The 19870-nt window shown below is 72.7% G+C and carries 10 protein-coding genes; 5 read left to right on the top strand and 5 right to left on the bottom strand.

What is annotated here, in order from left to right:
* Nucleotides 1-45: 45 nt before the first annotated feature.
* Nucleotides 46-1770 (bottom strand): maltose alpha-D-glucosyltransferase, encoded by a 1725-nt coding sequence (gene treS, locus ACIRS1_RS29755; protein ID WP_360204719.1) that lies wholly within the window; start codon nucleotides 1768-1770, stop codon nucleotides 46-48.
* Entirely contained in the window at nucleotides 1767-3722 is a 1956-nt protein-coding gene (locus ACIRS1_RS29750; protein WP_360204868.1) for an alpha-1,4-glucan--maltose-1-phosphate maltosyltransferase, read from the bottom strand. The genes treS and ACIRS1_RS29750 overlap by 4 nt, the downstream gene beginning before the upstream one ends.
* Nucleotides 3723-4755: 1033 nt before the next feature.
* Between ACIRS1_RS29750 and glgP the strand changes: the two genes are divergently transcribed.
* Complete coding sequence (gene glgP / locus ACIRS1_RS29745; RefSeq protein WP_402845103.1) at nucleotides 4756-7437, top strand: alpha-glucan family phosphorylase; 2682 nt, start codon at nucleotides 4756-4758, stop codon at nucleotides 7435-7437.
* Nucleotides 7438-7518: 81 nt separating this feature from the next.
* Here the strand turns inward: glgP and ACIRS1_RS29740 are convergent, their stop codons facing one another.
* From ACIRS1_RS29740 to glgX, 3 genes are all read right to left on the bottom strand, one after another.
* The gene (locus tag ACIRS1_RS29740; RefSeq protein WP_402845101.1) at nucleotides 7519-9351 is read right to left on the bottom strand and encodes an ABC transporter ATP-binding protein; all 1833 of its coding nucleotides are present in this window, start codon (nucleotides 9349-9351) and stop codon (nucleotides 7519-7521) included.
* Nucleotides 9348-11195 (bottom strand): ABC transporter ATP-binding protein, encoded by a 1848-nt coding sequence (locus ACIRS1_RS29735; protein ID WP_402845099.1) that lies wholly within the window; start codon nucleotides 11193-11195, stop codon nucleotides 9348-9350. Before ACIRS1_RS29735 ends, ACIRS1_RS29740 begins: the two co-directional genes overlap by 4 nt.
* Before the next feature lie 124 nt (nucleotides 11196-11319).
* The gene (gene glgX / locus ACIRS1_RS29730) at nucleotides 11320-13536 is read right to left on the bottom strand and encodes a glycogen debranching protein GlgX (RefSeq protein ID WP_387902210.1); all 2217 of its coding nucleotides are present in this window, start codon (nucleotides 13534-13536) and stop codon (nucleotides 11320-11322) included.
* 399 nt (nucleotides 13537-13935) lie between these two features.
* On the opposite strand from glgX, the gene ACIRS1_RS29725 reads away from it, so the two are divergent.
* The 4 genes from ACIRS1_RS29725 (at nucleotide 13936) to ACIRS1_RS29710 (ending at nucleotide 19277) form a co-directional block, all read left to right on the top strand.
* Complete coding sequence (locus ACIRS1_RS29725; RefSeq protein WP_402845097.1) at nucleotides 13936-15207, top strand: Ig-like domain-containing protein; 1272 nt, start codon at nucleotides 13936-13938, stop codon at nucleotides 15205-15207.
* Between the two features lie 426 nt (nucleotides 15208-15633).
* Nucleotides 15634-16851: an Ig-like domain-containing protein gene (locus ACIRS1_RS29720; RefSeq protein WP_402845095.1), complete on the top strand. Its 1218-nt coding sequence runs from the start codon at nucleotides 15634-15636 to the stop codon at nucleotides 16849-16851.
* 332 nt (nucleotides 16852-17183) lie between these two features.
* Nucleotides 17184-17681, top strand: a complete 498-nt coding sequence (locus tag ACIRS1_RS29715; protein WP_402845093.1) for an ATP-binding protein — start codon at nucleotides 17184-17186, stop codon at nucleotides 17679-17681.
* A gap of 594 nt (nucleotides 17682-18275) precedes the next feature.
* Nucleotides 18276-19277, top strand: coding sequence for a DMT family transporter (locus tag ACIRS1_RS29710; protein WP_402845091.1), 1002 nt, complete (start codon nucleotides 18276-18278; stop codon nucleotides 19275-19277).
* Nucleotides 19278-19870: the final 593 nt, after the last annotated feature.

Genomic DNA, 19870 nt, shown 5'->3' with positions numbered 1-19870 from the left:
CCCGGAGGGTCTGGTGGTGCGGTGCGGGCCGGGTGCGGCGGATCGTTACTTCGAGCGCCTGGTCCCGCTCAGGCGCGGGGGCTGCCGGAGCTGGAACCAGTAGAAGCCGTGGCCGGCCAGGGTGAGCAGGTAGGGCCACTCGCCGATCGAGGGGAAGCGCACCCCGCCGATCAGTTCGACCGGGTACCGTCCGCCGTACTGCCGCAGGTCCAGTTCGGTCGGTTGCGCGAACCGCGAGAAGTTGTTCACGCACATGACCAGGTCCCCCTCGTGCTCGCGCACGAAGGCGAGCACGGCGGGGTTGCTGGAGGGCAGTTCGGTGTAGGTGCCGAGGCCGAACGCCGGGTTGAGCTTGCGGATCTCGATCATGCGACGCGTCCAGTGCAGCAGCGAACTCGAACTGCTCTGCTGCGCTTCGACGTTGGTCACCTGGTAGCCGTACACCGGGTCCATGATGGGCGGCAGACTGAGCCTGCCCGGGTCGGCGGAGGAGAAACCCGCGTTGCGGTCCGGGGTCCACTGCATCGGCGTGCGCACGCCGTCCCGGTCGCCCAGCCAGATGTTGTCGCCCATGCCGATCTCGTCCCCGTAGTAGAGCACCGGCGAGCCGGGGAGGGAGAGCAGCAGGGCGGTGAACAGCTCGATCTGGTTGCGGTCGTTCTCCAGCAGCGGGGCGAGCCGGCGGCGGATGCCCACGTTGGCGCGCATCCGCGGGTCCTTGGCGTACTCCGCGTACATGTAGTCGCGCTCCTCGTCGGTGACCATCTCCAGGGTCAGCTCGTCGTGGTTGCGCAGGAAGATGCCCCATTGGCAGCCGTTGGGGATCTGCGGGGTCTTGGCGAGGATCTCCGAGACCGGGTAGCGCGACTCCCGCCGCACCGCCATGAAGATCCGCGGCATCACCGGGAAGTGGAACGCCATGTGGCACTCGTCGCCGCCCGCGGTGAAGTCGCCGAAGTAGTCGACGACGTCCTCGGGCCACTGGTTGGCCTCGGCGAGCAGCACGGTGTCGGGGTAGTCGGCGTCGATCTCCTTGCGGACCCGCTTGAGGAACTCGTGGGTCTCCGGGAGGTTCTCGCAGTTGGTGCCCTCGCGGGCGAAGAGGTACGGCACCGCGTCCAGCCGGAAGCCGTCGATGCCGAGGTCCAGCCAGAACCGCAGCCCGGCGATCATCTCGTCCTGGACCCGGGGGTTGTCGTAGTTGAGGTCCGGTTGGTGGGAGAAGAAGCGGTGCCAGAAGTACTGCTTGCGGACGGGGTCGTAGGTCCAGTTGGAGGTCTCGGTGTCGACGAAGATGATCCGGGCGTCCGGGTACTGCTTGTCGTCGTCGGCCCACATGTAGAAGTCGCCGTACGGGCCGTCCGGGTCCGCCCGGGAGGCCTGGAACCACGGGTGCTGGTCGCTGGTGTGGTTCATCACGAAGTCGATGATCACGCGCATGCCGCGGGCGTGCGCGGCGTCGACGAACTCCATGAAGTCGGCGATGTCGCCGAACTCCGGCAGCACCGACTTGTAGTCGGCCACGTCGTACCCGCCGTCGCGCAGCGGCGAGGCGAAGAACGGCGGGAGCCAGAGGCAGTCGACCCCGAGCCACTGCAGGTAGTCGAGCTTGGCCGTGAGCCCCTTGAGGTCCCCGACCCCGTCGCCGTTGCTGTCCTGGAAGGACCGCACCAGCACCTCGTAGAAGACCGCACGCTTGAACCACTCCGGGTCCAGGTTCTTCTTCGAGGTCTCCGGGAAGGTGTCGGGGACGGGCTCGTTCACTGTCACGCTGGGTTCCTCCGAACCGTGAGGAGGTGAGCCGGCTCGGCTGAGGGATCGAGCCGGACGTAGTTGTGCCGGCCCCAGGTGTAGACGGCGCCGGTGAGCTCGTCGTGCACCGCGAACGGGCCGTCGCCGTCGAGCGTGACGGTGGCCTCCTGCACGTGGTGCGGGTCGAGGTTGACCACGGTGATGACCTGGTCGGTGATGCCCTCGGGGGTGGTCGCGGTCTTGGAGTAGGCGAGCACCTGGTCGTTGTCGGTGGGGTGGAAGCGCAGGTCGCGCAGCTGCTGCAGGGCGGGGTGGCGCCGGCGCAGCCGGTTCAGCACGGTGAGCAGCGGGGCGAGGGAGTCGCCGCGGGTCCAGTCGCGCGGGCGCAGCTCGTACTTCTCCGAGTGCAGGTACTCCTCCGACCCGGGGTGGGCCGGCTCGTTCTCGAACAGCTCGTAGCCGGCGTAGACGCCGTAGCTGGGGGCGAGGGTGGCGGCGAGCACGGCGCGGACGGCGAAGGCGGCCCGGCCGCCGTGCTGCAGGTAGCCGTGCAGGATGTCCGGGGTGTTGGCGAAGAAGTTGGGCCGCATGTAGGCGGCGGCGTCACCGGTGAGTTCGGTGAGGTAGTCGGTGAGTTCCGGTTTGGTGGTGCGCCAGGTGAAGTACGTGTACGACTGGTGGAATCCGATCTTCGCCAGGGTGTGCATCATCGCGGGGCGGGTGAAGGCCTCGGCCAGGAAGACGACGTCCGGGTCGGTGCGGGCGATGTCGCCGAGCACCTTCTCCCAGAACACGACCGGTTTGGTGTGCGGGTTGTCGACGCGGAAGATCCGGACGCCGTGGGACATCCAGAACCGGAGGAGGCGGACGGTTTCCTTGACGATTCCGTCCATGTCCTGGTCGAAGTTGATCGGATAGATGTCCTGGTACTTCTTCGGCGGGTTCTCGGCGTACGCGATGGTGCCGTCCGAGCGGTGGCTGAACCATTCCGGGTGCTTGTTCACCCACGGGTGGTCGGGGGAGCACTGCAGGGCGAAGTCCAGCGCCACCTCCAGGTGCAGCGCCCGGGCCTCGGCGACGAAGTGGTCGAAGTCCTCGATGGTGCCGAGGTCCGGGTGGACGGCGTCGTGGCCGCCCTCCGGGGAGCCGATCGCCCAGGGCGAGCCGACGTCGTGCGGACCGGCCGTCAGGGTGTTGTCGGGGCCCTTGCGGAAGGCTCGCCCGATCGGGTGGACCGGAGGCAGGTAGACCACGTCGAAGTCCATCGCGGCGACGGCCGGCAGCCGCTCCGCGGCGGTGCGCAGGGTGCCCGAGCGCGGCGGCTCGACCCCGTTCGGGTCCACCACCGCCCCCTCCGAGCGGGGGAAGAACTCGTACCAGGAGCCGAACAGGGCGCGTTCGCGGTCCACCTGGAGCGGCAGCGGGCGGGAGGCGCTGAGCAGCTCGCGCAGGGGGTGGCGGGCCAGCAGGTCCAGCACCTCGGGGGCGAGCGCGGCGGCCAGCCGGGACAGCGGCGGCAGGCCCGGGTCGCGCAGTGCGTCGGCGGCGGCCAGCACGTGCGCGCGGCCCTCCTTCTTCGGCACCCCGGCCGCGGCCTGCTCCATCAGCCGGGCGCCGTCCTCCAGGACCAGCGCGGTGTCGATGCCGGCGGGCAGCTTCACCGCCGCGGTCTTCCGCCAGGTCGCGATCGGGTCGCTCCACGCCTCGACCAGGTACGACCAGCGGCCGGGCGCGGTCGGCGTGACGTGGGCGCCCCAGCGGTCGGTGCCCTCGGCGAGCTCGCGCATCGGTGTCCAGGGGCCGCTGCGGCCGCGCGGGTCGCGCAGCACCACGTTGGCGTTGACGGCGTCGTGGCCCTCGCGGAACACGGTGGCGGTGACCAGGAAGGTCTCGCCGACGACGGCCTTGGCCGGGCGGCGGCCGGAGTCGACGAGGGGGCTGACGTCCAGGACGGGGATGCGGCCGATCACGGTGTCGCTCTCTGTCGTCTTGCGGGCGGCTGGCTTGCGGGCGGGTGCCTTGCGCGGCGCGGCCTCGGCCTTGCGCGGCACAGCCTCGGCCTTCGGGGTGGCGGCCTTCGGGGTGACGGCCGCCGTGGCGGCGGGCTCCGCCGCGCTCCTCGCGGTGGCGGCGGTGCGGCGCGTCGTGGTGGTGCGCCTGCGCGGAGCCGCCGTCCGGCCGTCCTCGGCCCCGGGTTGTCGGGCCGCGTCGGCCGGCTCGGTCCGGACCGCCCCGGCCCGGGGCGCCGGCATCGCCGGGTCTGTCCGAGTGTCAGAATCCGTCCGTCCGGCGGATTCCGCGACCGCTGCGTCGATGGTTTCGGCCACCGGTGTGGACTGGTCCCGCGTGTCGCCGTGCATGCCAAACTCCTGCCCGAGATCGGCGGCAACTCCCGCGGGCCGGGCTGGGCCAGGGGAGTACCGGAGGACTGCTGGGTGGGGAGGACGTGCGACCGGAAGCCTGCCCGCGCCGCCGTCCCCGGCAACCGCCCGGCGCCCGCCGAGCCCGCGGCGGGAGGCCCCGGAGCCCGCGCGCGTCCCGGCGCACGCCTCCAGGGGCACGCCCCTGGGCGACCCGGTCCACCCGTGAACGAGCAGCCCGAGCACGAGGACACGCGTCGGTGCGCGGTGAGCGCCGAATGGGCTAAGAGGGAAGGGGAACGATCAACGCGAAAAGGATTCGGACGTGCTGCTTCGAGGGGGACGCCACCCGTCGCCGTACTCCCCGCAGCAGCTACGACCCTGGGTCATCCTCGCACCGGCGACAAGACTTTTGCAGCGGTACGACAGTAGTTTCGGGCTTTGTCCTGAGTGGATGCGCCATCGGAAATGGACCTGTTCCGCAGTGTTCACGCATTGGTAGCGCGGACCCCCGGAATGTGCGCCTCGCGCGCCCCCCGTGCAGACCAATGCGCCGAATGCGATCTCATCAATAGCCCGAACGGATGCCCAATAGGCCACTTGACGCACTGCCACGACGGCCGTCACGGCTACGCTTCACGCCGTGAAGGCAATCCGCAGATTCACCGTCCGCACCGTCCTGCCCGAACAACTCCAGCCGCTGCACGAGCTGGCCCTCAACCTGCGCTGGTCCTGGCACCCCGAGACCAGGGACCTCTTCCGGTCCGTGGACCCGGAGGTCTGGGCCGCGACCGGCGAGGACCCGGTGCGGCTGCTCGGGGAGGTCCCGGCCGCCAGGCTCGCCGCGCTCGCCGCCGACCGGCGCTTCCTGCGCAGACTCGGCGACCTCGCCGAGGACCTGCGCGAGTACCTCACCGGCCCGCGCTGGTACCAGGCCCAGCAGGAGGCCGGCCCCACCCCGCCGCCCGCCGCGATCGCCTACTTCTCGCCCGAGTACGGCATCGCCGCGGCGCTGCCCCAGTACTCCGGCGGGCTCGGCATCCTGGCCGGGGACCACCTCAAGGCCGCCAGCGACCTCGGCGTCCCGATCATCGGCGTCGGACTGTTCTACCGGCACGGCTACTTCCGGCAGTCCCTCAACCGGGACGGCTGGCAGCAGGAGCGCTACCCGCTGCTCGACCCGGACGAACTCGCGGTCAGCCTGCTCCGGGAGGCCGACGGCACGCCCGCCCGGGTCGACCTCGCCCTGCCCGGCGGCCGCACCCTGGCCGCGCACGTCTGGAAGGCCCAGGTCGGGCGCGTCCCGCTGCTGCTCCTCGACTCCGACATCGAGGCCAACTCGCCCGCCGAACGCGACGTCACCGACCGCCTCTACGGCGGCGGCAGCGAGCACCGGCTGCTCCAGGAGATGCTCCTCGGCATCGGCGGCGTCCGCGCCGTCCGCACCTACTGCCGGCTCACCGGGCACCCCGCCCCCGAGGTCTTCCACACCAACGAGGGCCACGCCGGCTTCCTCGGCGTCGAACGGATCCGCGAGCTGGTCGCCGTCGGCCCGGCCGCCCCCGAGGGCGCCGGCCTCGACTTCGCCGCCGCCCTGGAATCCGTCCGGGCCGGCACCCTCTTCACCACCCACACGCCCGTCCCGGCGGGCATCGACCGCTTCGACCGCGAGCTCGTCGCCCGGCACTTCAGCGGCGACGCCGCGCTCCCCGGCGTCCCGGTCGACCCGGTGCTCGCGCTCGGCGCCGAGACCTGGCGCGGCGGGGACCCGAAGCTCTTCAACATGGCCGCCATGGGCCTGCGGCTCGCCCAGCGCGCCAACGGGGTCTCCACCCTGCACGGCGAGGTCAGCCGCTCCATGTTCAACGGCCTCTGGCCCGGCTTCGACGCCGCCGAGGTGCCGATCACCTCGGTCACCAACGGCGTCCACGCCGCCACCTGGATCGACCCGGCGGTCGTCCGGCTCGGCGCGGCCGAGATCGGCGCCGAGCGGGCCGAGGACGCCATGACCACCGGTGACGCCAAGCGCTGGACGGGCCTGGAGCGGATCGGCAACACCGAGATCTGGGACCTGCGCCGCAGCCTGCGGGCCCAGCTCGTCGAGGAGGCCCGCCGCCGGCTGCGCGCCTCCTGGCGCCAGCGCGGCGCCGGCGAGGCCGAGCTCGGCTGGGTCGCCTCGGTGCTCGACCCCGACGTGCTCACCATCGGCTTCGCCCGCCGGGTGCCCTCCTACAAGCGGCTCACCCTGATGCTGCGAGACCCGGACCGGCTGCGGGCGCTGCTGCTGCACCCCACCCGGCCGGTGCAGATCGTGGTCGCCGGCAAGGCTCACCCGGCCGACGACGGCGGCAAGCGGCTCATCCAGCAGATGGTGGCCTTCGCCGACGACCCGGCCGTCCGGCACCGGATCGTCTTCCTGCCGGACTACGACATGGCGATGGCGAGGCTCCTCTACCCGGGCTGCGACGTCTGGCTGAACAACCCGCTGCGCCCGCTGGAGGCCTGCGGCACCTCTGGGATGAAGGCCGCGCTGAACGGCTGCCTCAACCTGTCCGTCCTGGACGGCTGGTGGGACGAGTGGTACGACGGCCAGAACGGCTGGGCGATCCCGACCGCCGACGAGACCGGCGGCGTGCTCGACCCGGACAGCGGCGAGGCCGAGCGGCGCGACGACATCGAGGCCGCCGCGCTGTACGACCTGATCGAGGAGCAGGTCGCCGGCCGCTTCTACGACCGCGGCGCGGACGGGCTGCCGCACCGCTGGATCGCGATGGTCCGGCACACCCTGGTGACCCTCGGGCCCAAGGTGCTGGCCGGGCGGATGGTCCGCGAGTACGTCGACCGGCTGTACACCCCGGCGGCGCTGGCCCAGCGGGAGCTGGCGGGCTCGGCCCACCGCGGCGCCCAGGAACTGGCCGCCTGGAAGGCCAGGGTCCGCGAGGCCTGGCCGGCCGTGCGGGTCGAGCACGTCGAGGCGGACTGCCCGGACGAGGCGCAGGAGCTCGGCAGCTCGCTGGCGCTGCGGGTGCAGGTCGCGCTCGGGGCGCTCGCGCCGGGCGACGTCGAGGTGCAGGCGGTCTCCGGGCGGGTCGACGAGTCGGACGGCATCTCGGACGCCTGCGTGCTCGCCCTCAAGCCGGTCGGCGGGCCCGACCTGGACGGGCGGACCCGCTACGAGGGCTCGCTGGAGCTCTGCCGGACCGGCCCGTTCGGCTACACCGTCCGGGTGCTGCCGACCCACCCCCGGCTCGCCTCCCCGGCCGAGCCGGGACTGGTCGCGCTGCCCGCCGAGTCGGTGGGCATGGACGCGGGCGTGCTGCGCTAGCGCGCCGCCCGAGGGCGTGCCCCGGCGCCGCGGACGCGCACGGGGCACGCCCCCGGTGCGTCCGGCGGCACCGGGCACACCTCAGACGAGGCTGTCCCGCCAGGCCCGGTGGAGGGCGGCGAAGCGGCCGGATCCGTCGACCAGCTCCTGCGGGGAGCCGTCCTCGACGATCCGGCCCTGGTCCATCACCAGGACGCGGTCGGCGATCTCCACCGTGGAGAGCCGGTGCGCGATGATCACGGCCGTCCGCCCGGCCAGCACCGTGCGCATGGCCCGCTGGACGGCCTGCTCGCCGGGGACGTCCAGCGAGCTGGTCGCCTCGTCGAGGATCAGCACGGCGGGATCGGCGAGCAGGGCGCGGGCGAAGGCGACGAGCTGGCGCTGGCCGGCGGAGATCCGGCCGCCGCGCTTGCGCACGTCGGTGTCGAAGCCGTCCGGAAGCGCGGCGACGAACTCGTGCGCGCCGATGTCCCGGGCGGCCTGCTCGACCTCCTCGCGGGTCGCGCCGGGGCGGCCGATCGCGATGTTCTCGGCGACGGTGCCGGAGAACAGGAAGGACTCCTGGGTCACCATCACCACCCCGCGCCGCAGCTCGGGGGTGGCGAGGTCGCGCAGGTCGACGCCGTCCAGCCGGATCCGGCCGTCCGTCGGGTCGTAGAAGCGGGCCAGCAGCTTGGCGACCGTCGACTTGCCGGCGCCCGTCGCGCCGACCACCGCCACCGTCTGTCCGGCCGGGATCAGCAGGTCGAAGGGCGGCAGCACCTCCTTGCCGGTGCGGTAGGCGAAGCGGGCCCGCTCGAAGCGGACCTCGCGGCCCTTGCCGGTGGCCGGCGGCAGGTCGGCGGGCTCGGCGGGCTCGGCCACCGTCGGCTCGTGGGCGAGCAGACCGGCGATCTTCTCCAGCGCGGCGGCGGCCGACTGGTAGCTGTTCAGGAACATCGCCAGCTGGTCGATCGGGTCGTAGAGCCGGCGCAGGTAGAGCACGAAGGCGGTGAGCACGCCCAGCTCCAGCGTGCCGTCGGTGACCAGGTAGGCGCCGAGCAGCACCATGCCGGCGGTCCACACGTTGGCGGTGGCGCGGGAGAGGCCGACGTACCGGGCGATCTCCAGCAGGCCGTCCGCGGTCGCGGTGGCCGAGCGCTCGTTGACCACGGCGAAGGCCGCGTCGTTCGCCCGCTCGCGGCGGAAGGCCTGCACCGGGCGGATGCCGTTCATGGTCTCGGTGAAGCGGACGATCAGCGAGGCCGCCGAGGTGCGCGAGCGGCGGTAGACCCGGCGGGAGCGGCGGCGGAAGGACCGGGCGATCAGGGCCAGCGGCAGGATCGACACCAGGGACACCAGACCGAGGCGCCAGTCCAGCACCAGCAGCAGCACCGAGATGTAGCAGAGCGACAGGAAGACGGTCAGCAGCTCCTGCAGGCCCTCGGAGAGCAGCTCGCGCAGCGCGTCCACGTCGCTGGTGGCGCGCGAGATGATCCGGCCCGAGGTGTAGCGCTCGTGGAAGTCCAGGCTGAGCCGCTGGGCGTGCCGGAAGATCCGGCCGCGCAGCTCCAGCAGGATGTCCTGGTTGACCCGGGCGCTGATCTTGATGAACGCCCACTGCAGCAGCGGGCTGAGCAGAGCGCAGCCCAGGTAGGCGCAGACCACCGCGACCAGCGGCCCGGCGTCGTGGCCGCGCAGCGCCGGGATGCCGCGGTCCATCGCGACGGCGACCAGCAGCGGGCCGGACTGCAGGGCGGCCTGCTGGACCAGGATCACCACCATCGCGACGGCGATCCGGGCCCGGTGCGGGCCCAGCAGCGAGCGCAGCAGTGCCCCCGGCGCGCCGGGCGGGACGGGGATGTCCTCCTCGTCGGCCGGGGGAGGCGGCAGTTCCTCCTCCGCGACCGGCGCGGGCTCGACGGTGGTGGTCATCGGGCAGGCCCCTTCTCCAGCACGAGGGGGCCGTCCGGCAGGAGGGCGGCCTCGCCCGACATCAGTTCGCGGTAGTGCGCGCAGTCGCGCAGCAGGTCCTGGTGGGTGCCGACGGCCTCGATCCGGCCGTCGGCGAGCACCGCGACCCGGTCGGCGAGCAGCACGGTGCTCGGGCGGTGGGCGACCACCAGGGCGGTGGTGGAGCCGAGGACCTCGCGCAGCGCCCGCTCGACCAGCGCCTCGGTGTGCACGTCGAGCGCGGAGAGCGGGTCGTCCAGCACCAGGAAGGCCGGGTCGCCGACCACGGCGCGGGCCAGCGCCAGCCGCTGGCGCTGCCCGCCGGACAGGCTCAGGCCCTGCTCGCCGACCTCGGTGTCCACCCCGGCCGGGAGCTTGTCGACGAAGCCGGCCTGGGCGGTGGACAGGGCGGAGCGCAGCCGTTCCTCGCCGGCGCCGGGGGCGCCCATCAGGACGTTCTCCCGGACGGTGGCGGAGAACAGGGTGGGCTCCTCGAAGGCGACGGCGACCAGCTCGCGCAGCCGCTCCCGGGACAGCTCGCGGATGTCCCGGCCGTCCAGGGTGATGGTGCCGCCGGTGGCCTCGTAGAGGCGGGGGAGCAGTGCGGTGAGCGTGGTCTTGCCGCTGCCGGTGGCGCCGACCAGGGCCATCGTCTCGCCGCTGCGGACGTGCAGCTCGATGCCGGCCAGCAGGTCGGGGGTGTCGTCCGGGGCGTCGGGGTAGCGGAAGCGGACGCCGCTGAACCGGATGCCGTCGGCGGTGGGGCCGGAGCCCTGTCCGTCGGTCGGGCCGGGGCCGTCGGCGGTGTGGCGGTCGGCGTCCTCGGGCTCGTCCAGCACCTCGAAGAAGCGGTCGGTGGCGGTGGCGGCCTCGTTGGCGTAGGCGAGCAGCCAGCCGAGCGACTCGACCGGCCAGCGCAGCGCGAGCGCGGTGGAGAGGAAAGCGACCAGGGTGCCGGCGCTCAGCTCGTCGTGGGCGACCAGGTAGGCGCCGGCGGCGAGGGCACAGCCGAGGGCGAGCTCCGGCAGGCCGACGATGACCGCCCACAGGTTGGCCAGCAGCCCCGCCTTGCGCAGCTCGGTGCGGCGCAGCTCGTGGGACTGCGCGCGGAAGCGCTCGGCCATCGAGCGGTGCCGGCCGAAGGCCTTGAGGATGCGGATGCCGAGGACGGACTCCTCGACGACGGTGGCGAGGTCGCCGTTCTGGTCCTGGGCGAGCCGGGAGGCGCCGGAGTAGCCGTGCTCGAAGCGCCGGGTCAGCAGGAACAGCGGGACGGCGGGCAGCAGGGTGATCAGCGCCAGGCGCCAGTCCTGGGTGAACATCACCGCCGTGCCGGCCAGGAACATCACCGAGTTGACGATCAGGAAGACCAGCGGGAAGGCCAGGAACAGCCGCATGGTGTACATGTCGGCGGTGGCCCGGGAGAGCAGCTGGCCGGATCCCCACCGGTCGTGGAAGGAGATCGGCAGCCGCTGGAGCTTGGCGAAGAGGTCGCCGCGCATGGCCGTCTCCAGCCCGGCCAGCGGGCGGGCCAGGACCACCCGGCGGGTGTAGAACAGCGCGGCCTCGACCAGGCCGAGGAGCAGCAGCAGGCCGACCAGGGGCCAGAGCCCGGCCAGGTCGTGGTGGGCGAGCGGTCCGTCGACGATCCGGCCGAGGACCAGCGGGACGGCGAGGACGCTCAGCATGGCCAGCACGGCGGAGCCCACCGAGACGGCCAACCGGCGCCGCACGGCCCGCGCGTAGGGCCACAGGCGCAGCAGGGAACGGACCGTGGAGCGGCGGCGCCCGGTCGTGGTGTCGTCGTCTTGTCTGTTCTCGGCCATCGTCGTGAGGGTAGGACGAGGCGGCGTCATTTCTCATCCGGTTTTTCACCCCTGTCAGGGCGGTGCGGCGAGAACCGGCCATCCGTGCCCGCGGGCACGGGGCGCCGGACGCCGACGACCGGCGCTACGCGTGCGGGGCGGGGGCGCGCAGCAGGTGCAGCGAGCGCCCGCCCAGCACCACCGCGCCCCGCGGGAACGGCTCGCCGGAGCCCGCGGCGGCCGTGTCGACCACCGTCTCGTACGCCTCCTCCGGGGCGGCCCAGGGCTCCCCGGGCAGCGTGAACACCACCGGTTCGTGGCCGGCGTTGAGCAGCAGCAGGAAGCTGTCGTCCCGGGCCGGGCACCCGGTGCCGTCCCGCTCCGACATCGCGGCGCCGGACAGCAGCATGCCCAGGCAGGCCGTCGGGGAGAACCAGTCGGCCTCGGTCATCTCCTTGCCGAGCGGGGTGAACCAGGCGAGGTCGGGCTGGCCGCCCGGCGCGGTGGCCCGGCCGGAGAAGAACGCCCGCTGCCGCAGGACGGGGTGGGCCCGGCGGAGCCGGATCAGCCGGGCCGTCAGCCCGCACAGCTCCCGCCAGCCGGGATCGGCGTCCTCGGCGAGCAGCGACCAGTCCAGCCAGCTCGTCGGGTTGTCCTGGCAGTAGGCGTTGTTGTTGCCGCCCTGGGTGCGTCCCAGCTCGTCCCCCGCCGTGATCATCGGGACGCCGGTGGAGAGCAGCAGGGTGGCCATCAGGTTGCGCAACTGGCGCAGCCGCAGGGCGTTGACCTCGGGATCGGTGGTCTCGCCCTCGGCGCCGTGGTTCCAGGAGCGGTTGTCGTCGGTGCCGTCCCGGTTGGCCTCGCCGTTGGCCTCGTTGTGCTTGCGGTCGTAGCTGACCAGGTCCCGCAGGGTGAAGCCGTCGTGCGCGGTCACGTAGTTGACGGAGGCGTACGGGCGGCGCCCGCCGCGCTGGTAGAGGTCGGATGAGCCGGACAGCCGGTACCCCAGCTCGCGCACGTCCGGGCGGGCGCCGCGCCAGAAGTCCCGGACGGTGTCCCGGTACTTGTCGTTCCACTCGGCCCACAGCGGCGGGAAGCCGCCGACCTGGTACCCGCCCGGGCCGACGTCCCACGGCTCGGCGATCAGCTTCACCCGGCTGAGCAACGGGTCCTGGGAGACGGCGGCGAGGAACGGGTGGTCCATGTCCACCCCGTCGGTGCCGCGGACGAGGGCGGCCGCCAGGTCGAAGCGGAAGCCGTCCACGCCCATCTCGGTGACCCAGTACCGCAGCGAGTCGGTGACCAGCCGGACCACCTGCGGGCGGCGGGTGTCCAGGGTGTTGCCGCAGCCGGTGTAGTCGGCGTAGCCGCGCGGCCGGTGCGGGGCCGTCCGGTAGTAGGCGGCGTTGTCGATGCCGCGCAGCGAGAGCGTCGGGCCGAGCTCGGCGCCCTCGGCGGTGTGGTTGAACACCACGTCGAGGATCACCTCGATCCCGGCGGCGTGCAGCGCGCGCACCATCCGCTTGAACTCGCCGACCTGGCCGCCGCGCGAGCCCGAGGCGGAGTAGCCGGCGTGCGGGGCGAAGTAGCCGACCGTGTTGTAACCCCAGTAGTTGACCAGGCCGCGGGACTGCAGGTGGTCCTCGCTGGCGAACTGGTGCACCGGCAGCAGCTCGACGGCCGTCACGCCGAGTCCGGTCAGGTGGGCGATCGCGGCGGGGTGGGCCAGGCCCGCGTAGGTGCCGCGCAGCTGCGGCGGGACGTCGGGGTGGCGCATGGTGAAGCCGCGCACGTGCAGCTCGTAGAGCACCGTCTCGGCCCAGGGCGTCTTGGGGCGGTGGTCGTCGTACCAGTCGTCGTCGTCGTGGACGACCACGGATCTGGGCACGTAGCGGGCCGAGTCGCGGTTGTCCCGGACGGTGTCGGCGACGTCCCGCTCGGGCCAGTTGCGCACCGCCGCGCAGACCGCGTCGTGACTGGTGTAACAGCCGTCGACGGCACGGGCGTACGGGTCGAGCAGCAGCTTGGCCGGGTTCCAGCGGGCGCCCGTCCACGGGTCCCACCGGCCGTGCACGCGGAAGCCGTACCGGGCGCCGGGGAGCACGCCGGGCAGGAAGCCGTGCCAGATCTGGAAGTCCTGCTCGGCCAGGCGGTGCCGGCTCTCCCGGCCCTCCTCGTCGAACAGGCAGAGGTCGACCGCCTCGGCGCCGGCCGCCCAGAGCGCGAAGTTGGTGCCGCGGCGGCCGAGGTGGTCGGTGCGGTGGCGGGCGCCGAGCGGCTGCCAGCTGCCGGGCCACGGTGGTTCGGCGGCGACCCCGCCGGACGGCCGCGCACCGGCTTCCAGCTCCTGCCCTGACGCCATGGCCGTACCCTCCCTGGCGGGGTGTCCCGGACCCCGTGCACTTCCTCTTTCCCGGATTGCGCTGATCGGAAGCAGCTGAACGGCGGCTTACCGGCGGATGGCGGTCGGGATGCGCGTGTCCGCCCGGTGGCGCCCTCGTCGATCCGGCTGTCGGGCCTGCGGGCTCGTGGGCCTGCGGGCGCCGGAGCGCCGCGCCCGGGCGCGGCGCCGTGCCGGTGGCTTCGGACGATCGTCACCGCCGGTTCACCGCGTCTCCACCCACCTCCGCTCGGGATTCCCTCATACGGCCCGGCTATCCTGCTCCGGCGCACCGCACACCGGTGCGAAAGATCGGCGTCCGGTGCAACTCATGGGGGCACTCAGCGCGTCAAGAGAGTGGACACCGGGAGGGGAGAAACCGTGAAGACGGGTAAGACGGCCGACGCCGCGATACGCACCGCCAGCCGCTACGGGCGCAGGGGGGCGATGGCGTTGGTCATGGGCGGGGTGCTGCTGCTCACCGCGGCCTGCAACGACGACAAGGGCGGCTCGGGCGGTTCGGGGGGCGGCGACAACGCCGCGCCCGCGGCGACCGCGGGCGCGAACGGGACGGCGGCGCCGGCAGGCTCCTCCGCGGAGCCCAAGACCTCGGCCGCGGTGCTCGCCGTGGAGCCGAAGGACGGTGCCCAGGACGTCGCCCCGAGCAACGCCCTGCAGGTCTCCGTCTCGAACGGAAAGCTCACCACGGTCGAGGTGACCGACAAGAACGGCAAGCCGGTCGAGGGCGCGATCACCCCGGACGGCACCGGCTGGAAGCCCGCCGCGACGCTCGCCGTCGGCATGGCGTACAAGGTGAACGCGCAGGCCAAGGACGCCGAGGGCCTGGTGGCCGCGTCCACCACCTCGTTCACCACGCTGACGCCGGACAAGAAGGTCTCCACCAACGACAACATCAGCGACGGCTCCACCTACGGCGTCGGCATGATCGTCTCGGTGGACTTCAGCAAGAACGTGAAGAACAAGGACGCCGTCCTCAAGGGCATCACGTTCGAGACCAACAACGGCACCGAGGTGAAGGGCCACTGGTTCGGCGACAACCGGCTGGACTTCCGTCCGGCCGAGTACTGGAAGCCGGGCACCAAGGTCACCATCAAGTACCGGCTGAAGAGCGTCGAGGTCGCCCCGGGCGTCTACGGCGACGTGGACAAGGACGAGCCGTTCACCATCGGCCGCTCCCAGATCTCCACCGCGGACGCCAAGTCGCACCAGATGACCGTGGAGCGGGACGGCAAGTCCACCACCGTCCCGGTCACCCTGGGTGCGGACGCCACGCCGTCCTGGGGCGGGACGATGGTGATCATGTCCAAGGAGAAGGTCACCCGGATGAACTCGCAGACCGTCGGTCTCGGCGGCGAGTACGACATCCAGGACGTCCCGCACGCCATGCGGCTGACCACCTCCGGCACCTTCGTGCACGGCAACTACTGGGCCAACCCGTTCGGCAAGACCAACGCCAGCCACGGCTGCGTCTCGATGGCGGACGAGAAGGGCGGCAGCGACGCCTCCGTCGCGGGCAAGTTCTTCAACGACTCGATGGTCGGCGACGTCGTCAAGATCGTGAACACCAAGGAGAAGACCGTCTCGCCCTCCAACGGGCTGGGCGGCTGGAACGTCAGCTGGGCGAACTGGTAACTCCTGCCCGCCGGCGGGCCGGGTAGTCCCGGTTCGTCAGCACAGTTCGGACGAGCGGCCCGATCCTCACCCGTTGGGGTCGGGCCGCTCGCGTTCCCGGGGCGCACCGGCCCCCGGATGGCGCAACCTTTCCGGTGGCCGGTGCGTGTAGTGGTCAGGTCCGTCGTGTTCGCGCGGCTTCCGCCGTGCGTACGGGGTGTCAGGCTCGGGGCCTTCCTGCCCGGGGTCGTCCGGGGCCTTCGGGCCGGGGATTTCCGGGCCTTCGGGCCCGGGGTTTCCGGGCTTTCGGGTCCGCGGTTTCCGGGCTTTCGGGTCCGGGCTTTCCGGGGCCGGTGGCTCCGGGGTCTCCCGGGCCGTGGCTCCGGGTGCGGGGTCTTCATCGCGGGGTTTCAGAGGGAGGGATCGACGTTGAGGTCGATACGCAGAATGCGCAGGGTGGCCGCCGTCGGTCTGGTCGGCGGGGCGATGGCCCTGACGGCCGCGTGCGGCGGCGGGGGCGGCGGGAACGCCGCGGGCAGCGCGGCCAAGGCCGACCTGGGGGCCGGCGCGGCCGCCTCCCCGTCCGCGGCGGGGCCCACCAGCACCGCGCCGAAGGTGTCCAGGGCCGTGGTGGACATCCAGCCCAAGGCCGGCTCGGTGGACGTCGCGCCGAACGCGCTGAAGATCGGGGCGACCGGCGGCAAGCTCACCACCGTCAAGGTCAGCGACAAGTCCGGCAAGGAGGTGCCCGGCACCATCGCCGCCGACGGCTCCAGCTGGACCCCGTCGGCCGCCCTGGCGGTCGGCACCGCCTACCAGGTGAGCGCGATGGCCGCGGACACCGACGGCGCGGTCGCCACCGCGGACAGCAGCTTCACCACGCTGACGCCGACGGCTCTCGCCAAGGCCTCCGACAACGTGGACGACAACGCGACGTACGGCGTCGGCATGATCGTCTCGGTGGACTTCAGCAAGGACGTCAAGAACAAGGCCGACGTCGCCAAGGGCATCACCTTCGAGACCGACAACGGCACCGAGGTGAAGGGCCACTGGTTCGACGACCGCCGACTGGACTTCCGCCCCGAGAAATACTGGAAGCCCGGCACCAAGGTGGTCGTGCACTACCGGCTCAAGAACGTCGAGATCGCCCCCGGGGTGTACGGCACCGACCGGGACGAGCCCTTCACGATCGGGCGATCCCAGGTCTCGACGGTTGACGCCGCCGCGCACACGATGACCGTCGACCACGGCGACGGCCAGCCGTCCCGGATCGACATCACCTCCGGCTCGCCCGACCACCCCACCTGGAACGGGACCATGGTCGTCATGGCCAAGGAGGGCGTGGTGCGGATGCAGTCCAGCACCCTCCCCGGCATGACCGGCGCCCCCTACGACCTCCAGGTCCCGCACTCCATGCGGCTGACCACCTCCGGCACCTACGTGCACGGCAACTACTGGAGCGACGCCTTCGGCGAGGACAACGTCAGCCACGGCTGCGTCGGCCTCAAGGACGTCAAGGGCGGCGGGGACTCCACGTCGATGGGCAAGTTCTACGACAGCTCGATCGTCGGCGACGTGGTGATCGTCAAGAACTCCACCAAGAAGGAGACCCTCGACCCGGCGAACGGCCTGAGCGGCTGGAACCTCGCCTGGAGCGCCTGGTAGCAGCGCGGGCAGGAGCCCGCGGGTGGGCAACGTCCCGGGCGGAACTGCCTGGCCGGAGCGCGTTCGTGGCAACCCGGGCTTGACGCGCGAGCGGCCCGGGTCGCCCGCTCCACCGGCCCGGGCGGCCCGTGCCGCGGGTCTCCTCCCGGCGGTGCGGCGCCCCCGTCCGGCCCGTGCGCCGCCCCCGTCCGGCCGTCGGCTTGCACCCGGCATATGCCGACGCGGGGGAGATCGTTTGCTCATTGTCCGTACGCGGCCGCTTGCGTTCCGCAATGATGGACCGCATGGCGGGTTGGGGCGAAACAGATCAGTCATCGGTTCCCGGGGCCGGCTTGGTCGCCGAGACGTCGTGGATCGATGTCCAGGGCGCGCTGGCGGCACTCGAGCGGCTCAGCTCCGAGGAGCTCGAGGAGATGTACTGCGGCAGGCTGTGCGACCCGTCCTCGCCGAACGAGGTGCGGCTGCCGTCCCGGCCCGAGTCCGGCCCGGTGGCCCGCCGGCTGGTGCTCTCGGCCCTGGAGGCCTGGGACCTCCACCAGCACCTGGAAGCCGGTGAGTTACTCACCAGCGAACTCGTCTCCAACGCCGTCCGGCACGCCGCCGGCCGCACCATCGGCCTCCAGGTCAGCCGCAAGCCGGGCTGGCTGCGCGTCGAGGTCCGCGACTCCTCCCGGGCCCTGCCCTGCATGATCCTCGCCGAGCCGCGGCCGGTGAACGAGCGGGGGCGGGGGCTGCGGGTCATCGACGACCTCGCCGACCGCTGGGGCGCCGACCTGCTGCCGCGCGGCAAGGGCGTCTGGTTCGAGCTGAAGGTCCGCGAGCGGCACTGAGCCGGTCCTGGTCCTGGTCCTGGTGCGGCCGTGCTCCCGGCCCCGGCGCGGCAGGGCCGGACGGTCGTGCGGGGGCTGCGCGAGGGCGCGTGGGGCTGGGCGCTCGAGCCGAAAAACACGCGGGGCCCCCTGCGTCGCCGTGGTCCGGCGTGTGGGGGCCCCTGCAAGTCATCGCGCCGGCCAAGGGGGTGCGTGCCGCGCGATGGGCGTCGACTGCGCCAGGTCGGGCCAGTCGAAGTTCGATGCCCTGACTATCGCACGGATCTCAGCATGTGGGCAAACCGGGCGTCTTGGATTACAAGGTTTGTAACCTAGTTCACCTTTGGATTTTGCATAGGTTAACGCTGTTACCTGTGAATATTCATGATCGACCCACTCCTGCCGCCCGGCGACCGTCGACTGGGTAGCATCGGGCCCGTGAACCCGTACTGGCGCGTCTCGCTGCCACCGCTGTCCGCCTGAGCGGGCGCCCGCGCTGGTGGTCCCAGCCCGACGAAACCCCGTGCCCGGCCTCCGCCGGCGCCGGGTCGACGACGTGCGCCCGTTCCGCATCCGACTCCACCTGACGGATTCCGACGACGGAAGTTCACGATCGTGCCGAACCGCACCAGCGCTCCCGCGCGCCTCGTTTCCCGCACCTCCCGCACCTCCCGTACCTCCCGTACCGGCGCCACCCGCCGGAACCGGCCCCTCGACGGGCCGCTGCCGATCCTGACCGCCGCCCTGATCTGGGGCACCACCGGCACCGCCGCCTCGCTGGCCCCCGCGGGCACCTCGGCGGTCGGCATCGGCGCCGCTGCGCTCGTCCTCGGCGGACTGCTGCTCCTCCTCTCCACCCGCAGCGCCAGGAGCCTGCCCCGGGCGTGCGACCGCCGCGAACGCCGGCTGCTCGCGCTCGGTGCGGTGGCCGTCGTCGGGTACCCGGTCGGCTTCTACCCGGCGGTGACCCGGACCGGCGTCGCCGTGGCCACCGTGATCGCCCTCGGCAGCGCACCCGTCTTCGCGGGCCTCCTCGGCTGGCTCGCCCGGCAGGGGAGGCCGAGCGGCCGCTGGGCCGGCGCCACGGCCACCGCCGTCCTGGGCTGCGCCGTCCTCGTCCTCGGGCCCCAACTCGACGGCGGCGCAACGACCGTGGACCTCGTCGGCGTACTGCTGGCCGCACTCGCCGGGCTCTCCTACGCCGCCTACTCGCTCGTCGGCAGCGAGCTCATCACCCGCGGCCACCCGTCCGCCGGTGTGATGGGGGCGATGTTCGGCGGGGCTGCGCTGCTGGTCCTGCCGGTGCTGCTGCTCGGTGACCTGGGGTGGCTCGCCACGGCGCGGGGCGCGGCCGTGGTGCTCCACCTCGGCGTCGTCACCACCTTCCTCGCCTACCGGCTCTTCGGCCACGGCCTGCGCCACACCTCCGCCCGGACCGCCACCACCCTCACCCTCGCCGAACCCGCGGTCGCCGGGCTCCTCGGCGTCGTCGCGCTCGGCGAACGCCTCCCCGTCGCCTCCTGGGTCGGCCTCGCCATCCTCGCCGCCGCCATCACCGTCCTCACCCTCCCCACCTCCGGCCGCCGGCGCCGCCCCGACAGCTCACCCACCGCCTGACCGCCGCCTCCGCCGCCGCCCCCGGCGCGCTTGGCCGTCGCCACCTCCCCGCCTCCGCCCCCGGCCCCGGCGCGCGCCTGGCCGTGACCCCGCCCCGCCTGTGAGGCCCCAGCATGGGACGTCGGACTGATCGACTTCCCATGCGGCCGCCTGTCGGCTCGGGCGGGCAAAGCGGAAGGAATATGTAGACCGGTCTAGAGAAAGTCTGCCGCCAGCGGAGATCGACGCGCGCAGGAAGTCGACCCAGCCGACTTCTTGCGCGCGGCAGGGGTGAAATATGCAGACCGGTCTACATGTGGGGTGGGGCTCTGTGCGGCAGGGTGCGGCGGCTCGCAGGAAGTCGGCCCGGCCGACTTCCTGCACGGTCGACGTGCGCCGACGGGCCTCGGCCGCGTCGTCGGCCGAGGCGTCGGGCGTGCCGACGCCTGGGCCCATGGCCCCGGCGCCCGTGAGGTCGTGGCCCGGCCGCTCTGCATGGGAAGTCGGTCGGGTCGACTTCCCATGCGGCCGCCTGGCGGCTTGGTGGGAGGGTGGGAGGAATATGTAGACCGGTCTAGAGAGGACCGTCTGGGCGGAAGGCGGTGCGCAGGAAG

This window comes from Kitasatospora sp. NPDC101176 (assembly GCF_044768035.1).
Lineage (GTDB): Bacteria > Actinomycetota > Actinomycetes > Streptomycetales > Streptomycetaceae > Kitasatospora.
The sequence above is the reverse complement of the archived record's forward strand: the minus strand, read 5'-3'. Positions and strand labels throughout refer to the sequence as shown.

Bases quoted from the DNA above. Each gene is read 5' to 3' on its own strand.
- glgX (WP_387902210.1), bottom strand. From the start codon at position 13,536: ATGGCGTCAGGGCAGGAGCTGGAAGCCGGTGCGCGGCCGTCCGGCGGG.
- ACIRS1_RS29740 (WP_402845101.1), bottom strand. From the start codon at position 9,351: ATGACCACCACCGTCGAGCCCGCGCCGGTCGCGGAGGAGGAACTGCCG.
- ACIRS1_RS29720 (WP_402845095.1), top strand. From the start codon at position 15,634: ATGCGCAGGGTGGCCGCCGTCGGTCTGGTCGGCGGGGCGATGGCCCTG.
- ACIRS1_RS29735 (WP_402845099.1), bottom strand. From the start codon at position 11,195: ATGGCCGAGAACAGACAAGACGACGACACCACGACCGGGCGCCGCCGC.